A 17,647-nucleotide genomic window follows, 5' to 3' on the forward strand; every position below is an offset into this window, starting at 1 on the left:
TTTATTCGTAAATCTAGTTATACGGAACTTTATTATAAATTTGGTAACTTTTCGTCCATTTGATTGACATCCTTAAAAATTAAATTTACGCTAGATTCAAACATCAGTCTATCTAAGGGGGAATTACTATGAAGCATATCGCAATTGCCGGCGCGGGTGCCATGGGTGGCCGCATCGGAAGTCAACTCAAAAAAGCAGGTTATGACGTGACCCTTATTGATTTTTGGGAAGCGCACGTCAACGCCATCAATGCCAACGGACTTGAAATTCAAACTGAAACAGAGACTTACACCATCGACATTCCCGCATGCCTACCTGAAGATGCTGACAAGGCCTATGATTTAATCGTCATTTTAACGAAAGCCATGCAATCTGAAGCCATGATTCAAGCCTTACTCGATCGTGGTGCGATTCATGAAGATACTGCGATTCTGACAATGATGAACGGACTCGGTCATGATGAACGTTTTGCCAACATCGTCCCTAAATCACAAGTCTTTTTAGCAGTTACGATGTGGACAGCAGGACTTCGTGGACCTGGTCAAATTTTATTAGAAGGGACTGGCCGTATTGATTTACAACGTGCAGATGGTGCCTCAGATACACGTACCGAAGCCATCGCAGACATGTTCAACAAAGCGGACTTGAATGCCCATGTGAGTGGCAACGTCCTTCAAACCGTATGGACAAAAGCAACATTAAATAGTGTGCTCAACCCACTCTGTACGATTCTCGACAAAACCATTTTCGAATTTGGAGAGTACAAAGATGCACGCAAACAAATCGAACCGATTGTTGAAGAAATCGTCAATGTCGCACGTGCCAAAGAAATCACACTCGACAAAGACACACTCATTCAAAAAATAGAAGGTGCCTACCCGAAAGAAACACAAGGTTTACACTATCCATCGATGCATCAAGATTTATATCATGGACGTTACACAGAGGTGGATTACTTAAACGGTCAGATTAGTGCTTATGGTCGCGAATTCGGAATTGGCACACCGAACAATGATATGCTGACACATTTGATTCACCAACTTGAAATGACGCACGTTAAAGCTTAAAAACAAACACCCCATCTTCCATACGGATGGGGTGTTTGTGTGTATTTTGAAGTAATTTGAGCATTTCATGTTTTAGCATCTTCATCTGTCCATTGGGCGACCCAAGGGTTTAGAGCGTGATTGATGATTTCGTGACTGCGTGTTGTTTCGATCCAATTTGTAGGGATGGCCTCTACGCCAAGTTCAAGCCCTTTTAATTGTCCTACTAATGAGGCAATCGTGTCGGTATCCTCGCCTAACGCCACTGCTGCCAATGTCGCAGAATCAAAATCTTCATATTTAAGTGCGCACCAAATCATCGCTTGAAACGTATCAACGACGTAACCAGAAGACGCAATCTCTGTGCGTGCACGCTTGTCAAAATCAGGTTGAAAGACGGCTTCGTAATGCGTCGTATATTCGTGTTGGGCCTCAGCGTGATTTTCGAAAAACGGCTGTACCTTATCTCTGACACTGGACAGTGCTTCTTTAAGCGACATGCCATCTACGAGATGTTCTAACACCACTAAATATAAAAATGAAGCGACAATCGAACGCATATGCCCATGCGTTAACGACGAATAACGTTCAGCAATTTGAAATTGAACGTCTAACGGTTGGTGATACGTCAATGAAAGCACGGGGGCAATACGCATTAAGGCGCCGTTACCATTCGCATATTCAGACTTTGGCCCACATACCGTCGCTGCTAGACCTGAACGTGACCACGTACGCAATGCTTCTGACGTTTGATTCCCTATATCAAACATCCCTGAAGGCGTCGTCATATAATCTTTTGTCGTCCAAGCCACAAATTTCTGCATTAAATCCTCTAAATCCGTCTGTTCATTTAAATGGGCCAATGTACAAAGTGTCATGGACGTATCGTCAGACCACGTGCCTGGCGGTAAATCATACGTGCCATAACCGACCATATCTGTCACAGAAAAACTATCTCTTGTACGAAATTCAAAAGGCACACCGAGCGCATCTCCCACAATGCCTCCCCATATTAATCCTTTTAACTGATTGACCGGCATCGTTAACACACCCTTTCTCCATCGATAGGCTCTTTTATTTATTATATACACTAAAAATCATGAAAAACACAGACTTTGTGTTATTTTTTATGCCGATATAATTTTCATATTTAATGTGAAAAATGCGACGCTTAAGCGCTTCTTCTCGCTACCAACTTAATAATGGACACATTTTCATTAAGTTTTTAGAAAAATCCGAAAATTTATGTTGCATTCTTTATCGAAAGGCTTTATAATCAAATCATAGAAAATATTTAGTTTTGTTACACTTAATTTCAGACATAACTTATGTTTTCTTAGCACATGTCATCTTGTTCAAACATCAGGAGGTGCAAATCATGTCTGCGAAAGACTCGGTTGACACATTCCCCGCCCGCTACCTATATCAAGTGGGCACCTACCACACGTTAGCCAATGGCCAATATAATAGTCACATTACACTAGAAGCACTATTACGGCACGGCAACTATGGCTTTGGCACTTTACCCAATGCCGATGGTGAAATGGTCATCTTAAACGGTGCAGCTTGGCATATCAATACAGAAAAAGAGATGACGCCCCTCACTTTAGATTGTACACTTCCTTACGCCCTAGTTGGACAATTTTTCCCACAACGAATGAGGTCGCTTAGACAGATAAATGCACGCGACACCTACAAAAAATTTACACGCTTAATCCCAAATGAAGCCAAATTTTCGATGGCACTCATTCGCGGCACCTTTTCATACGTCCGTGTAAGCATACAACCTGTTATAACGGACCGACGTCAACATTTCTATTCACAGGAACGTCAACACGTCGAATATGAAAAACGCCACATTACCGGTGACATGGTGCTGTTGTTCACACCTATGGCCTATCATGGACTCCATCCGACAGGGACAATGGCTTACTTTCATTCCGAACGCGCGCACATCCAAGGGAAAGTCATTGATTTTAAGATAGAGACAGCAACCCTCACGATGGACGTCTTTGATGGGGTCACGTTGACAACACCTTATGGAGATGCGCTGTACTCCTGATCATAGTACAACATCTTCCCTTGCCTATTGAACCTACGCACGCCGAGATACACAACACAGAATAGACATCTTACGTTGAAAAGACCCTCACATTTTACAGCCGTCATACACTCATCTAATAAACCGACGTGTCACATTTGAAGATACTCATTTCACTGTGAGGGGGAGAACGATTCGCGCTTATCGGGACCCCAACTTTGAAACGTCCGACACGACATCGCTTTGTCCCTCGACGTGCTTACCTCTTAAGTTGCAACTGCTTTGATCCTTCAATAGGCAATATAGGTTGTATGCTCCCCCTGTATATCTGACTGTCACATTCATATCTATTTCGGGCCACCTTTGACACCCCACCTCAGGTCAAGGGTGGCTTTTAGTGCGCAAACCCTATAGGAGAAAAAAGAATGTACATCACAACCACTAAACCTATCACCCCTATTCCCAGTACATAACGATATTTCCACGGAGTTAAATCAACTTTCGCATTAACAGATTTCAAATCAAACGTATTCGTCGGCCGAGTGCGATTAAATAGCCATAAAATCATTAAATCAACAAAGAACAACACACTTAATACATAAAGATAATGCACTTCTGAAAGAAAGCATTTAGAGAGCACATAAAGTACCACATGACTCACAAACATCACTTTCGCCCCTATGTTGGATATTTTTCTAGAAAAGAAGCCAACTAAAATTAGGACAAGCAAGGGCATATTGTAAATACCATTAAATTCTTGAACCACCGCATAAAGGCCCTGCGGAAATAGCGAAATAAGTGGGGCTATAACGACAACAATGGCTCCCACGACCAATGTCACGATATGTCCAACGCGTGCCACTTGCCGTTCTGACGCCTCTTTATGAAACATCTCTTTGTAAAAATCTAACGTAAATAACGTAGTCGTACTGTTTAAAGAACCTACAAATGAACTCAAAATCGCTCCGAAAATGACTGCCCCAAACAATCCATAAGACCAATCCGGTAACACCATATTCACTAATGTTGGATACGCATTGTCTGGATTTTTAATTTGTTGACCGAACAAATTAAAAGCTAATATTCCAGGAAACACTAAAAAGAGCGCCCCAAACACTTTAAATACGCCGACATAAAGTGCACCTTTTTGTGCTTCTTTCAAATTTCGACCAGCAAGTGCTTTTTGTACCACCATTTGATTGGTACACCAGAAAAACAAATTGTTGAACATCATTCCAAAGAACAGTGTCGGCCAAGGGACAATGTCTGAATCTATAGCGCCAATCGCATTCAGTTTTTCAGGCGTGTGCGTCACAATGTGATCCAATCCTTTTAATAAGTGTCCTTCACCTAATAGATAAAGACCAATAATGGGAATAGCCAAGCCCCCTATCAACAAACCTACTCCATAAATCGAGTCGCTGAACGCACTTAAAGACAGTCCCCCAACAAAAAGATATATCATCCCCACTACACCGATAGACGTTGAAATAATTATAATGGCAGTGAGCTGACTGATATGTAATGTTTCACTCACCCGAAAAATTTTATCAAAAACGAGTGCCCCAGAATACAAGACCACCGGTAAAAAAGAAAAAACATATGTAAAAATAAATAAAAAAGAGACTAACTTTTGTGTAAATTTATCATAGCGCAACGCAATGAAGTCTGAAACTGTGTCAATACCATATTGATAATAACGGGGTAAAAAGACCCATGCGAGAATAACAATTGCAATCGCTGCCGTCACTTCCCAAGCCATCACTTCCATACCCGCTTGAAAACTTTGACCATTTTGACCAACAATTTGTTCTGTTGATAAGTTGGTCATAATAATAGTAGAAGCAATCGTAAAACCAAACAAGCTTCGGCCACCCATAAAATAGCCTTCCGCATTGTCCGTATCTACCCGTCGGCTCCGCCTAAACGCATAAAGACCGACACCAATGACAACCACAAGAAAAGATATCAACGAAAATCCATTCATTCATACCACCCCCGAAAGATTCGACAACTTACAAACATCGCTTTAAACCTCCAATAAATTTTAATCCTATTTGTTCTATCCATAATTAAAAAAAGAAAACATAGATATACAAACCAAAAAAATAAAACCTTCCATTTCACTCGTGTGAAAGGAAGGTTTTTGTAATGAGAGGATCCTACTGAAAAGAAAGTCTCCTTTCTCTCATGAGAGGGGCCCCCATAGTCGAAATATAGTTTTTACGTTTAAAAGAAAAACATATCAATGCTGGGGTAGAGATTCTAAATAATAATAAAATAAATATAGTAATAAAATAAATTTAATAGTAAGTGACTATGGAGAACCCTCTCATGAGTCAGTAGAATCCTCAAATGGACTTAAACACTAAGGCATTGAAAATACATTAGGAAGCATACAATTGATGTTCTTTGTAGAGTGAGAGGAAAGTTTCGAGCGTGGTCTTAGGAATCTCTGTCTCTTGAGCTAAAGACGTGAGAGATTGCTGTTCGAGCAGTTCTGAAATTTCTTCTACTTCTGTTGGCGTAAAACGATAACGTCCAAAGTCAACCAACTGTTCATCAACAATAAAGCCATATTGTTGATATTCACTTTCAAAATAACCAATCAATTCTTCAATCACACTGTCCGTTAAATCCTCAGGCGAAAAATCGAATTTGTGATCCAACACTTTGAAATGAATATTACGACGTTGAAACATTCTTAAAAGCTGTTCGAACGTTTCTACCGAATTACACAATGTCGTCAGTTCGACTGTTGTGACCGTATCGCCCGGTGTGAGTGCTTTGACGAACTCCAAATCATCAATCGTGAATGGCTCGTAAAACGCATCACAGTAATAGACATACGTTTCATCACAACCGTGTTCCTTTAATTTGTTTTTGTAGTACGCAATCATCGGTACCGAATTTCTGACTAAAGTTATTCCAATATTCATGAAATCACCTCGAATGTATATTTCAAGAATGATCCATCACTTAAGTTAAAACTTTTGTTGTCTCATCATCGTTGTGTGTCTCTTTTTCAACTTAAAATAGTGTATTCCTAAATAAAGCATAAAGAAGTGACGTTCCAAAAAGGAGAAACGAGAAGTATAAAAAGTGACTTCTGTTCTTGATGAATTTAATATAACACATAACTTTGATTCACACAATACAATTTTAAAGTTAATTTAAAAAAGACATTCTTTATGAGGTGAACATCCAAAGCGCTGAAAATTTTCGTTTTGAAGCAAAAATAAGGGAATTTATGAAAAAATGAAGGAGATAACGGGGTCAAAAATAATTTCTTCTTAAGTGAGCCCCCCATTATTATTCTTTAATGGGGGGGCTCACCTAAGTTCTAAATTTTGTCACAAGAAGCATCTTTATTTTGGTGAATAAAACCATTTTGATTTACTGATCAAGAAAAGAAGAAACTCGTTTTTCACTCGTTTCTAAAAACAAAAAACAGCCGAAATTTTGACTTGTTTTTTTACATAATAGGCCGTTATCAGAACTACACAAACATCTTTTGTAGTAAACCCTGTTTGCGTTGTTTTAATAATTCTATTTTCTCTGTTTGATTATCAATTAAATTATCTAGTTCACTTAAAAAATTTGCTATTTTATGTTGTTCGTGAAGTTTTGGCACAGGCACTTTAATTTGTTTAATTTGTTTAATTGGTAATTGTTTTAAAGCCGTACCAGTTACTCTACTCAAAAGTTCTTTTTTACCTTGATTACTCATTAAATAATATAATAGATATTTACCGTAAAGTAATGAATTTGAAGTTCTAATAATTGCCAACTGTGAATTTATATTATTACCAACCATATTTTCATTAACATACCCAACTGCTCCTAAAGAGCCTCTTACAGCTATAACAATATCGTCTAAAAATAGATGACCTGTTGTTAGTTCACTATGTTTCTTTTTACTTATATAATTGGCATCTTCTAATGTTATTCTGCCTTTTTTCAAATTTGAACCTCTTAAAAAGGCTACACCATCATTTTTATCACTCATATCTTCAGATTTTGGATAACTTTCTCCATAATTTCCATCAGTAAAGAAACTATTTAATTCTTCAAGTGTTTTATATGACCATTTAATATTTTCTAGTTGGCTATTTTTAAATTTTAACTCTTGTGAGAAAATCTTTTGCATATACCCACGCTTTTGTTGCTCTAATAATTCTAATTTCTTCTCTTCCAATTCGATTTGTTGGTCGAGTTTACTGAAAAATGTACCTATTTTTTTCTGTTCCTTACTTACGGGAACACGTATTTTCAATTTCTTTAAATCAGAAGCTTTAATCAGAGGTTGCCCTGACCCAAAAACTAATTTTTCCAATTTAAACACATTTAGACTTTCATAAATAAAATTCTTATTTATAAAGTTATATAAATATATAGTATTATCAGAAATGTTAACTTTTCCTGCATGTTTATAAAGTTTCCCAGCGTAGTGTCCAACCCTTGCAGTTAGTATAAAATCCCCTTCGTAATCATAGGTATGACTTTTCCCTATGATACCAGTTGAACCTAAAATATTATATTTTCCACTTTCGTTTGATTGTACTTTACTTTTTCCAGTACCTATTTCTAAAATAGTGCTTAATTTTTTCTCTTCCCATTCCCCATCAAACTCTGGAAATCTCAACTCAGGAAGGTTCTTTTGTTCATTAGTCATGGTTAACCACTCCTAATTCTTTCAGATATGCATTAATTTCTGCTTCAACTTCCGCAATATCTTTATCAATATTTTTAAGATCTTTCTGAACTTGATCTAAATCAATAGGCTCTTCTTCTTCAAATGTATCGACGTATCTTGGAATGTTTAAGTTGTAGTCGTTGTCTGTGATTTCTTCGAGTGTGGCGTTGTGACTGAATTTATCAAGTTCTTCTCGGTTACGATAGGTGTTAACGATTTTCTCGACGTCTTCATCTGAGAGGTGGTTTTGGTTTTTCCCTTTTTCGAATGATTGGGAGGCATCGATAAAGAGTACAGAATCGTCTTTTTGTCGACATTTTTTGAAGACGAGGATGCTTGTTGGAATGCTTGTCCCAAAGAACAGGTTCGCAGGTAAGCCAATAATCGCATCTAAATAGTTTTTTTCTTCGATGAGGTAACGGCGAATTTGACCCTCTGCTGCACCTCGGAATAATACACCGTGTGGCAATACGACGGCCATCGTTCCGTTGTCGTCTAAATGGTGAATCATATGTTGGATAAACGCAAAGTCGGCTTTTGATTTTGGTGCGAGTTTACCATAGTTACTGAAACGCGGGTCATCCATAAATTTTGGATCTGCACTCCATTTCGCACTGTAAGGTGGGTTCGCAACAACGGCTTCAAATTTTTCTTCATCTATGGCTGGGTCTTCCAACGTGTCCGCATTATCAATTGAAAAGCGATTGTAATTCACGTCATGTAACAACATGTTCATGCGCGCCAAGTTGTAGGTCGTACTGTTGTATTCTTGACCATAATAGTGACGCACACGCGCTTCACGACCGACACGTAATAATAATGAACCTGAACCACACGTCGGGTCATACACATTACGTAAGTCTGTTTTATCTGTTGTTACGATTTGAGCTAAAATTTTAGACACTTGTTGTGGTGTGTAGAATTCTCCTGCTTTTTTTCCTGCAGTCGCCGCAAATTGACCGATTAAATATTCGTACGCATCCCCTAACATGTCTATTTCTAAATCACTGTGGACGAATGGTAATGTCGATAAGTTCACCATCACTTTACTAATGAGTTTTGTACGTGCAGCGTTAGAAGTACCCAAGCGTGAAGAGTTTAAGTCCATATCTGCGAATAAGTGGTTAAAGTCATCTTCACTTTCTTCGCCGCGTGTAGATTCTTCTACTTTGTTTATGGCTTTATGCAATTCTTCAATATCGAATGTTTGGTTTTCGATTTTTCGAATGAAATTACTGAATAAATATTGTGGCTCTACGACGAATCCAATTTGTGAAATGAGTTCTGCTTCGATGGCTTCACGATATTCTTCATCTTGCCAAGCTTCTTCATATGAAAGGTTGTCATCTGATAAGAGTTTAGCTACTTCTTCTTCCGTTTTTTCAGATAAATAACGATAGAAGATAAGACCTAAAATATAGTTTCTAAATTCACTGGCATCCATGTTGCCACGTAAATCGTTGGCAATGCTCCATAATTTCTTTTGTAATTTTGCTTGTTGTTGGCGTTGTTTTTCAGTTGTTGACATAAAGTTATTCCTCCCCAAATAATGTATGTGCTAAATAAATATCCATTTGATAATCGCGTTTGGCTTTTAAGTATTTTAGCGCTTTCCGTTTTTCAGCTATCGTTCCAATGTGACGTTGTTTTTCAATCGGAGGACAGTCAATGTCGAGTTGTTTCAAATGTTGTAATGTCAGCTTTTTAACGAGAGAACCCCCTTGTAAGATTTGGTGTAACTGTGATTTGGCCGATTTTGAAGCATTGAACCAATAGGCAAAGTAAGCCGCATCAAGTCGAGTAGCGTCCACTTCAATGTGTGTGTAATTGTATGGAAGCACACTCCCCTCGTGACGTTCGCTTACGATAACACATTCCCCTGACATCATGTTCAAGACGATATCTCCTGTATGAACCAATTTGGCATTATGATTGGCCTTTAAATATAAATATTTGGGTTCGTGCGTAATCGCATCAAATTCCCCTTTATCATATTCAAACATGTACTGATCATACACTGGAAATGCATGTCCTTCTGATTTGTCGACCTCTTCTAAACGACGTAATAAAGAACCATTATGATAAGTCACTAAAGTCCCAATTGCGCATACCCCTTTCTTGTATTTTTTATTAACTACATTTATATCATATATCAAAAAACCTCTTGTAGTAAAGTAAAAATACAAGAGGTTTTTAAAGTTTATTCTTTATGACTGTATTTGTTCGAAGTATTTTTTACGAATTTCTCCATTTCATCCGCTTGTTTCCGACGAACGAGGAGACCTCCTTTAATCCCCTCTTGGAGTTCTGCACGATCTAAAATACCACTATACTCATATTCTCCAATAATCGATAACAATTTACTGGATGAGTATTCTTTAGATTTGGCGAATTGTTGGACTTCTTTTACTTTTTCTTGTTCTTCATAATCATAGTACGCCTCATTAATATCGGCATCCGTCGCTAATGTTGGAATGACTTTATCTAAGAATTTGCGGATGAGGTCGGCTTTGAGTCTCAATTGTTCATCGTCTGCTTTATCAAGCAATTGGTGAATTTGACGACGACGATGATCTCGGTCCGCTTCATCCGTTAAGTCAATACTTGCGAGTAAGTCAAGAATGTACTGAACATTGATCAAGTCATTGCGCAACAGCTCTACTTTAAAATCAATGTCATCTAACACAGACGCCCCATCGTCAGTCGGTTCTCTGTGGGTCACCTCATCGTAAAGATTAAAATAGACGCTCTTATAATCTTCAAATGTTTGTTCACCAATGCCGATGTGGTCTTCAGAAAATTGGAACTGATCGAATGTTTTGAGGCGTAAGAGAAGGCCGCCCAATTCTCTAAAAGCGAGGACGAATTCTTTTTTATCATCTTCACGTTCCAAATCACTCGCCGCTTTAGGCGTCGGTGCAATATTAAAGACACGGTCTAAACATTCTTTAAACATCGCAAGGTATTCTTCATATGATGGACTGAGAACAGTTTCGGTATTATCCGTTTGCGAAAAGATTTCTATCGCTTCATCAGTTTGTTGTTTCAAATCACGATAACATACGATATTGCCGTACGGTTTCGTCTCTTTTTCAACCCGGTTCGTCCGAGAATAAGCTTGAATAAGGTCGTGATATTTTAAATTTTTATCGACATATAGGGTATTCAATTTCTTACTATCAAACCCTGTTAAAAACATGTTCACGACGATTAAGATATCTATTTTTTCCCCGGGGATCACTTTCTTCATTTTTTTCGAAATATCAGAGAAATACCCTTCATAGTTATCGGTATGAAAGTTCGTCCCAAAGGCCTCATTATAATCATTCATCACTTTATCGAGGACTTCTCTAGAACGTTCTACTTCCGCCTCATCTTTGTCGTGCGTCTCTTCGTTCGGCTGATACGTAAATATCGTCGTGACATTTAAATCATGCTTGCCTGCGTCTTTAAGCTTTTTAAAAACATGATAATATTTAATGGCTGTCGGAATGCTTTGAACAGCGAACATCGTTGTATATTGACCATTGTTCGTTTTATTTTGGTAATTTTGAATGATATGTTCGGCGACCGCTTCCATCCGTTGATCTGCTTCCCACAGTTCTTTCGTATTAATTTTTGATAAATACGCTTCCTCAATCTCATCTTTCGGCTCAAAGGTTTTATGGTATTCCACCGAAAAACCTAGCACGTTGCCATCACGAATCGCATCTTTAATTAAGTAATGGTGTAAACATTTTTCAAAAATATCTGCTGTTGCCCGACCATCTTGACTTTTATTTTCTTCAAAACGAGGGGTTCCTGTAAAACCAAAATATTGCGCATTTTTAAAATGCTGGCGAATCGACCGATGCATGTCTCCAAATTGCGTACGGTGACACTCATCAATGATAAACACGACTTTATCCTCTTGGTAACGCTCCATCACTTTTGCGCCTGATTTTACCGCATTGGCCATTTTTTGAATAGTGGTCACGATGAGCGGCAAGGAGGCATCCCCTAACTGGCGTAATAATGTATGGGTATTTTTCGTTAAATCTACAGAATCATCTTGAAATTTGTTGAATTCCGCTAAAGTTTGACTGTCCAAGTCTTTCCGGTCCACAAGAAAAATCACTTTTTTAATCTCTTTTTCTTGAGATAATAACTGACTTGCCTTAAATGACGTCAACGTTTTACCGCTTCCTGTCGTATGCCAAATATAACCATTGTTGTTCGTTTCAAGCGCTCGGTTCACAATCGCCTCTACCGCATAAACTTGGTACGGACGAAGCGCCATCAAAATTTCATCCGTCTCATTAACAATCATATAACGACTAATCATTTTAGCAATGTGACACGGCTCTAAAAAGGCATGTACGAAATCTTTTAAATGATTAATGCGTTCATTTTTCTCGTCACTCCAGTAAAACATGTGACTTTTGTACCATTCTTTGTCACTATTCGCAAAATAGCGCGTTTCCATTTTATTACTCACTACAAACAATTGAATAAATCGAAATAATCCCGTGAAATTTTGCCTACGATAACGTTTAACTTGGTTAAAGGCTTCCGTAATCGCGACCCCACTGCGCTTTAATTCAATTTGAACGAGCGGTAAACCGTTAATTAATAACGTCACATCGTAACGACTTTTGTAGCGATCTGTCACACTGATTTGATTCGTGACTTGGAACTTGTTTTGACACCACTTGCGCGTATTTAACAGTTCAATATAGACCACTGTTTGTTCATCATCACGACGTAACACATACTTATCACGCAACAATTTGGCACTGTCGAACACCGTTTTGTTGTTAATATCAGTCATAAGCCGATCAAATTCACTATCTGTGAGGGGGTTCCCTTCTAATTTATCCCAATGACGTTCATTAATAATTTGTCGTAAGTTTTGATGCATCGCTTCCACATTATGGATAGCGACTTGTTCGTAACCCAATCCCACCAATTGTTGGATCACTTCATTTTCTAACGCAAACTCACTCTGATAAGCCATAATATCTTCCCCTTAGAAACCATATATATCTTCATAAATTTCATAAGCTTCATCAATTTCTTCATTAATCATATTTGTAAAATCCTCATCTTTATAGCTAGGACTAAATTCAAAAAAATGTAAGTTATGATCTATTGCTAATTTATCTGTTTTATTGTTATTTGAGTGATCTTTAGGATATAGGACGGCGACTTTTGAAATAATTCTATGATTTCTTCTTCTAAATACCTTAGCCCCTTCTAAATGTAAATTGGATTTGGGATGAGCCCAATAAGCCAACAGTTGTTCTAAAGATCCTTTTTCTTTTTTAGTAATATTTTTTAATTTTCGATATTTTACATCCATCGGTATACTTTTAATATATATATTATTTACATGAATATCTATACGTATATCCGGTTTATTTTTCTTATCCCCTGTATATAATGGATGTTCTTTAGTCGTTTGACTTCTTTCACTCTTGATAATGGAGTTAAAGTGCAACTTTAATCTTATATCATTTTTGTTGAGTGTGATGACGGTATTATCAGGCAAATCATTATAAGAGTAATCGTCAAAAATCCATCCATCTATCGGGTCAAAATCATTTCTTATCAATAACTCTAATACATTGATAAAACACCATATTTCATAAAGTTCATCTGTTCTTTTCCAACAATTTTTCACTTTTTGAGAAAATACAAATTCTAAAGATGACTTATTGAACTCAGAATACCATTTATAAATAATATTGTATTTATTATCCATTAATGCTGAATGTGTGATAGAAGCATGGCTTTTATTTTCAATGTTTTGATACCATTCTGACTCTATAATCATCTGCAACATATGCTGAATGCGATTGATGTTTTCTCTAATTGTCCAAATATTTTCTAATGATTTCGTTGCAATAAGCACATCACTACTATATCTTGAAGTTTTATGTCCGAGATGAATTTCTTCTGCCAAATTTAAGTAATCTTTAATTTCAACTAGCTCATATTGGAGAAATTTCAGTACTTTTTTCAACCATATATTTTCCTTTAGATTATAATTTAACTCTTTATTATAAGAATAGAGCTCCTCTGTTTTATCTGGTCTTTTTGAACGATATTTCAAAGTATTTTTATCTACTTTAGGTTGTGTATAAATCGGTCGCCAAGCATATCTTTTCTGAACTTGATACCTTGGTGAATCATATATATTTTTCAAAGCAAAAATAATATGAGTGAAATTCACTTCTAAGTAGTCTATCTTCTCCACAATATTGTTATTTCTCACTGTTGGAGAAATACTTGAATTATTTTTATGATATAAAGAATTTGATAAGCCTTTAATATAATTATTCACATCTTGATATATCGTTTTCCATTCAACGTTACTCACGTCTTTTGGAACAATCTCGATAACCGCATATTTATAATCTTCTTCTTTTAATGTTAAAAGATAATATCCAGGTACGAGATTGTTAGCAATGTCGCTATCCACAATATCTATTTCACCATTACCCATATAATTTCGGTTATCTTCATCAACTTGAATTTTGGGGTCATCATATAACTCGAACAAATCTGAATAAACCTTAATCGATTCTTTCCCATTAATACGCAACTTAAAATGGGTATATTCTTTTATGCGAGAAATGTCACGGTTAAAGTCTATACTTTGTAGACTATCAAAGAATTTTAAAGGTTTTAAAGTTTCATGATTATTATCGTTTCCAATGACAATAGCGACCTTAGAATGTGTATCCATTAATCTTCAATTCCTTCGCTTTGTTTCGAATTAAACTTCTCGCATTCGTGAAATCTGAAATAGATGAAAACTTATCCATCAAATCAATGATTTTAGAATTCACAACTTCATCATTATCAGCATCATAGAGTCCCACTAAATCCGTCAATTCTTCACGTGATCCTCTGACCTTGGAGAGCACTCTTTGTGAAAGTTGAAAATCAAAACCTATGTCATCACTTAAGACTTCAGATTCATTAGGGATATTCTTCAAATAGTAATCAATATGTTTCACGACGCGTGGTCCTATGCCAATTTGAGGATTCACTTTCACGAGCTCATTATGTAATTCTTGAAGAAATTCCGCATTATCTTGGGACAAATTGATTTCGCTAGACTCCTTACAAAAATATTCAATAAATTCTTTTTCATATGAGTCATCTTCAAGGACTTTTCTTTTTTCTTTTTTACTTAATTCTATTAATTCTTTAATCGGCATAACATCTAATGAAATTAAGTCTGAACGATCTAGCACTTTGTTCGAAAAATGATGTGTTGTATCATCGATATTAACAGTGCCTACAAATCTTACATTTTTACCAATCTTTATTTCATATCGGTATTTAGTAGAATTATACAATTTACCGCCCATTTCTTTATTATAGAGTTGTAATTGTCGACTACCGATATCTCCTTCAAGGATGGATAAAAATTTAGAAAAGTAATGTTCTACTCTCGATAAATTCATCTCATCAAAACATACGATATAGAGTTTATCGGGGTTATCACTCGCTTGAATTAGCGTTTCAATTAAGCCATTATCATCTGGTCTATAAATATTGTTAATCGTATCTACATATCCAATTAAGTCTGAATCATCGTTCCAACTCGGACTTACGGGTATAAACTTAAAATTATCCTTTAAGCCTAAGGCAGCCGCATAAGACTTAATTAATTTCGACTTTCCTGTACCACTCATCCCAGATAGAATGACAAGTTTTGACGTTTTCATTGAAACGTGAAAGTTAATTATATCTTTTTTATCGTAAAGTAAGTTTTCACTTTCCAGTTTCTTAAATAAATGTTCTAAGAACTCTTTTTCTTTTTTGACATTTTGATGGTTGTCCTCGACCATTTTTTTAATAACAGGCGCTACGACTTCTTTTGCATCAATATTCTCTTCAAATTTTCTAATTAAATCATTTGTAATAAACCCAATATTATTATCAGTCACTAACATTTCATTGAAATCAACATCTTCAATTTCATATTTTTTAATCTCATTTTCAAAATCATATTTAAATCCTGCATTTTCAATGTATTCGAATGATTTTACATTTCCATACACATAAAATCGATCCTCATAATCATCGATAATATCGTTATAAATGACAAATTGAGGGTAATCTTCTTTTTCAATTGATACATTCTGTAAGTCACCAACCACTTTCCCAGAGGCTAATAATTTTTCAAATTCTTCCACATTTGTAACTGAATTATATTTGTTAAAAATGGGGATAGGATTCAAGGATCCCTCGTTTAGCATTTTGTCGTTGGCATAAATGATTTCTTTTACGTAGCCGTTGTAATATACTTTTTGGTTAATATCATAGTCGACTTTCTTTTGCACGTTCAATCTTAATAATTTATTACTGATTTCGTTATAAAAATTTTCAACTCTTTCTTCATCACTTGCATAAAAATTATCTTCAATTTGTGTGAGGTTCGTTTGGTAACAAGCGATATATTTTGAACGATTATCTGAACTTGGATAGTCATACGGCATAGAAAGTAATTTAATGTAGAATTGAATTCTATCGGTATTATTCACAAATATATTTTCTTTCCCATACACTCTTTGCAATTCTTCTTTAGTTGCTAATACCCCTATCATATCGACATTTTCCCAATTTTCCTTAATCACTAGAAGTCCCCCTTTATATCTTTAAACTCTTCAAATGATGAAATAAACTTCATACCTCTTAGCTTTTTTAACCGTCTGAAATCATAGAGTGCAATGCCGCTTCTAAATACAATAAATATATCTCTAGGTTTTTTATGAAATTCCTCTATAAAATAATCAACTTCCGTCGGCTGATAGACTTTACTATTTTTATGATCGTCAATCCAAAATTGAGGAATTCCCAACAAATGAAATTGATATTTTGTACTTGCTTCCGCGTATTGGTGTATAATCCTATTTTTTTCGCTCTTTAGCTCTGCGATTTGCAGATTTAATTCATCATTCTTTTTGTTAAGTTCACTGTTTACTCTTTCTTCTTCATCTAAAGAAGTTTTCATGGTTTGCCATGATTTTTTGGATTGGTAATATAGTTTTTCAAGCTCTTCTATTCTTGAATTCAATGTTTTTCTTTCAAACAAAAGACTATTTATCTTACTGTCTTTTTCACTTACTGTTGTTTCTAAATCACTGATAATTTTTCTTAACTTTTTTAATTTATCTTCATGTTCTGATGAATTTAACTTCTCTTTTCCATTGCTTGGCGCCTCTTTTTGAATGCTTGTATTATTATGTTTTTCGCTTAATTTGTTAATTATGTAATTTGAAAGGTCCCCGTATTGATCTTTTTCAAAAATTGTCAAAAGCTTTGTGAAATCGTCACCGTAGCGTTCAATAATTAAGTCTTTATCCAAAAGATTAGAGAGATCATCTTCAATTCTTAATTTACTTTTAATGTATTTTTGTATTCTTTCAATATTTTGTTTATTTGAAGCCTCACTTACAATATACATTTCGCTATTACTATTAATATTATGTACTTCAATATTAGAGAAACCTCTTATAGTTAATTCATACTCTTTTATAATTTCAACTTTTTTCTCATTACTTTGTAGCTTAAAAAGCTCTCGAATGGTTTTATTTCTATCCAATTTCATCCCCCTGCTCCCCATTTTATTTATGCGGTTATCTATACGAAACTCATCTATATAAATGAATCTTAAATATCTATTGACTACATCAAATATATCATAATTAAAGGAATTTTCAGTCAAATATTTTTAGAAATTTTAAGTCTTATATTTAATGTTCTCTTTCTAAAACGGTGATTATCAAAATCATAATAGTTTGTATCAATTTCCCCCCTTTTCTCTCCCTTCTATTTGTACAAATGGTAAAAGTCATATATATTATT

At 35.8% G+C, this 17,647-nt stretch carries 12 protein-coding genes and 1 pseudogene; 2 read left to right on the forward strand and 11 right to left on the reverse strand.

Annotated elements, in window-relative coordinates; translation table 11 throughout:
- The first annotated feature begins 128 nt into the window (after positions 1-128).
- Positions 129-1,067 (forward strand): ketopantoate reductase family protein, encoded by a 939-nt coding sequence (locus G8Y84_RS00255; RefSeq protein WP_165806031.1) that lies wholly within the window; start codon positions 129-131, stop codon positions 1,065-1,067.
- 65 nt (positions 1,068-1,132) lie between these two features.
- Here the strand turns inward: G8Y84_RS00255 and G8Y84_RS00260 are convergent, their stop codons facing one another.
- Positions 1,133-2,086 carry an ADP-ribosylglycohydrolase family protein gene (locus G8Y84_RS00260; RefSeq protein ID WP_107378402.1) on the reverse strand — a complete coding sequence of 318 codons (954 nt, stop codon included), beginning with the start codon at positions 2,084-2,086 and terminating at the stop codon, positions 1,133-1,135.
- Between the two features lie 338 nt (positions 2,087-2,424).
- Between G8Y84_RS00260 and G8Y84_RS00265 the strand changes: the two genes are divergently transcribed.
- Positions 2,425-3,108 carry an acetolactate decarboxylase gene (locus G8Y84_RS00265; RefSeq protein WP_103158946.1) on the forward strand — a complete coding sequence of 228 codons (684 nt, stop codon included), beginning with the start codon at positions 2,425-2,427 and terminating at the stop codon, positions 3,106-3,108.
- 373 nt (positions 3,109-3,481) lie between these two features.
- Here the strand turns inward: G8Y84_RS00265 and G8Y84_RS00270 are convergent, their stop codons facing one another.
- The 10 genes and pseudogenes from G8Y84_RS00270 to G8Y84_RS00310 form a co-directional block, all read right to left on the reverse strand.
- Positions 3,482-5,074, reverse strand: a complete 1,593-nt coding sequence (locus tag G8Y84_RS00270; protein ID WP_037576163.1) for a solute:sodium symporter family transporter — start codon at positions 5,072-5,074, stop codon at positions 3,482-3,484.
- 400 nt (positions 5,075-5,474) lie between these two features.
- Positions 5,475-6,026 (reverse strand): hypothetical protein, encoded by a 552-nt coding sequence (locus tag G8Y84_RS00275; RefSeq protein WP_103158945.1) that lies wholly within the window; start codon positions 6,024-6,026, stop codon positions 5,475-5,477.
- 560 nt (positions 6,027-6,586) lie between these two features.
- Positions 6,587-7,096: a restriction endonuclease subunit S gene (locus tag G8Y84_RS11535; RefSeq protein WP_481864897.1), complete on the reverse strand. Its 510-nt coding sequence runs from the start codon at positions 7,094-7,096 to the stop codon at positions 6,587-6,589.
- A 104-nt stretch (positions 7,097-7,200) separates the two neighbouring features.
- A pseudogene (locus tag G8Y84_RS11540) lies at positions 7,201-7,762 on the reverse strand (restriction endonuclease subunit S); the annotation flags it as partial.
- Complete coding sequence (locus tag G8Y84_RS00285; RefSeq protein WP_165806033.1) at positions 7,755-9,311, reverse strand: type I restriction-modification system subunit M; 1,557 nt, start codon at positions 9,309-9,311, stop codon at positions 7,755-7,757. The gene G8Y84_RS00285 and the pseudogene G8Y84_RS11540, both read right to left, overlap by 8 nt.
- Positions 9,312-9,315: 4 nt before the next feature.
- Positions 9,316-9,873: a restriction endonuclease subunit S gene (locus tag G8Y84_RS00290; protein WP_349236828.1), complete on the reverse strand. Its 558-nt coding sequence runs from the start codon at positions 9,871-9,873 to the stop codon at positions 9,316-9,318.
- 110 nt (positions 9,874-9,983) lie between these two features.
- Positions 9,984-12,779 carry a type I restriction endonuclease subunit R gene (locus tag G8Y84_RS00295; RefSeq protein WP_165806034.1) on the reverse strand — a complete coding sequence of 932 codons (2,796 nt, stop codon included), beginning with the start codon at positions 12,777-12,779 and terminating at the stop codon, positions 9,984-9,986.
- 12 nt (positions 12,780-12,791) lie between these two features.
- Positions 12,792-14,513, reverse strand: coding sequence for a DUF2357 domain-containing protein (locus tag G8Y84_RS00300; RefSeq protein ID WP_103158940.1), 1,722 nt, complete (start codon positions 14,511-14,513; stop codon positions 12,792-12,794).
- Positions 14,497-16,416, reverse strand: coding sequence for an McrB family protein (locus G8Y84_RS00305; protein WP_349236829.1), 1,920 nt, complete (start codon positions 16,414-16,416; stop codon positions 14,497-14,499). Before G8Y84_RS00305 ends, G8Y84_RS00300 begins: the two co-directional genes overlap by 17 nt.
- Positions 16,416-17,384 (reverse strand): hypothetical protein, encoded by a 969-nt coding sequence (locus tag G8Y84_RS00310; protein WP_107363687.1) that lies wholly within the window; start codon positions 17,382-17,384, stop codon positions 16,416-16,418. The genes G8Y84_RS00305 and G8Y84_RS00310 overlap by 1 nt, the downstream gene beginning before the upstream one ends.
- Positions 17,385-17,647: the final 263 nt, after the last annotated feature.

This window comes from Staphylococcus sp. 11511212 (assembly GCF_011394755.1).
Classification (GTDB): domain Bacteria; phylum Bacillota; class Bacilli; order Staphylococcales; family Staphylococcaceae; genus Staphylococcus; species Staphylococcus chromogenes.

Bases quoted from the DNA above. Each gene is read 5' to 3' on its own strand.
- G8Y84_RS00255 (WP_165806031.1), top strand. From the start codon at position 129: ATGAAGCATATCGCAATTGCCGGCGCGGGTGCCATGGGTGGCCGCATC.
- G8Y84_RS00260 (WP_107378402.1), bottom strand. From the start codon at position 2,086: ATGCCGGTCAATCAGTTAAAAGGATTAATATGGGGAGGCATTGTGGGA.
- G8Y84_RS00265 (WP_103158946.1), top strand. From the start codon at position 2,425: ATGTCTGCGAAAGACTCGGTTGACACATTCCCCGCCCGCTACCTATAT.
- G8Y84_RS00270 (WP_037576163.1), bottom strand. From the start codon at position 5,074: ATGAATGGATTTTCGTTGATATCTTTTCTTGTGGTTGTCATTGGTGTC.
- G8Y84_RS00275 (WP_103158945.1), bottom strand. From the start codon at position 6,026: ATGAATATTGGAATAACTTTAGTCAGAAATTCGGTACCGATGATTGCG.
- G8Y84_RS11535 (WP_481864897.1), bottom strand. From the start codon at position 7,096: ATGAGTGATAAAAATGATGGTGTAGCCTTTTTAAGAGGTTCAAATTTG.
- G8Y84_RS00285 (WP_165806033.1), bottom strand. From the start codon at position 9,311: ATGTCAACAACTGAAAAACAACGCCAACAACAAGCAAAATTACAAAAG.
- G8Y84_RS00295 (WP_165806034.1), bottom strand. From the start codon at position 12,779: ATGGCTTATCAGAGTGAGTTTGCGTTAGAAAATGAAGTGATCCAACAA.
- G8Y84_RS00300 (WP_103158940.1), bottom strand. From the start codon at position 14,513: ATGGATACACATTCTAAGGTCGCTATTGTCATTGGAAACGATAATAAT.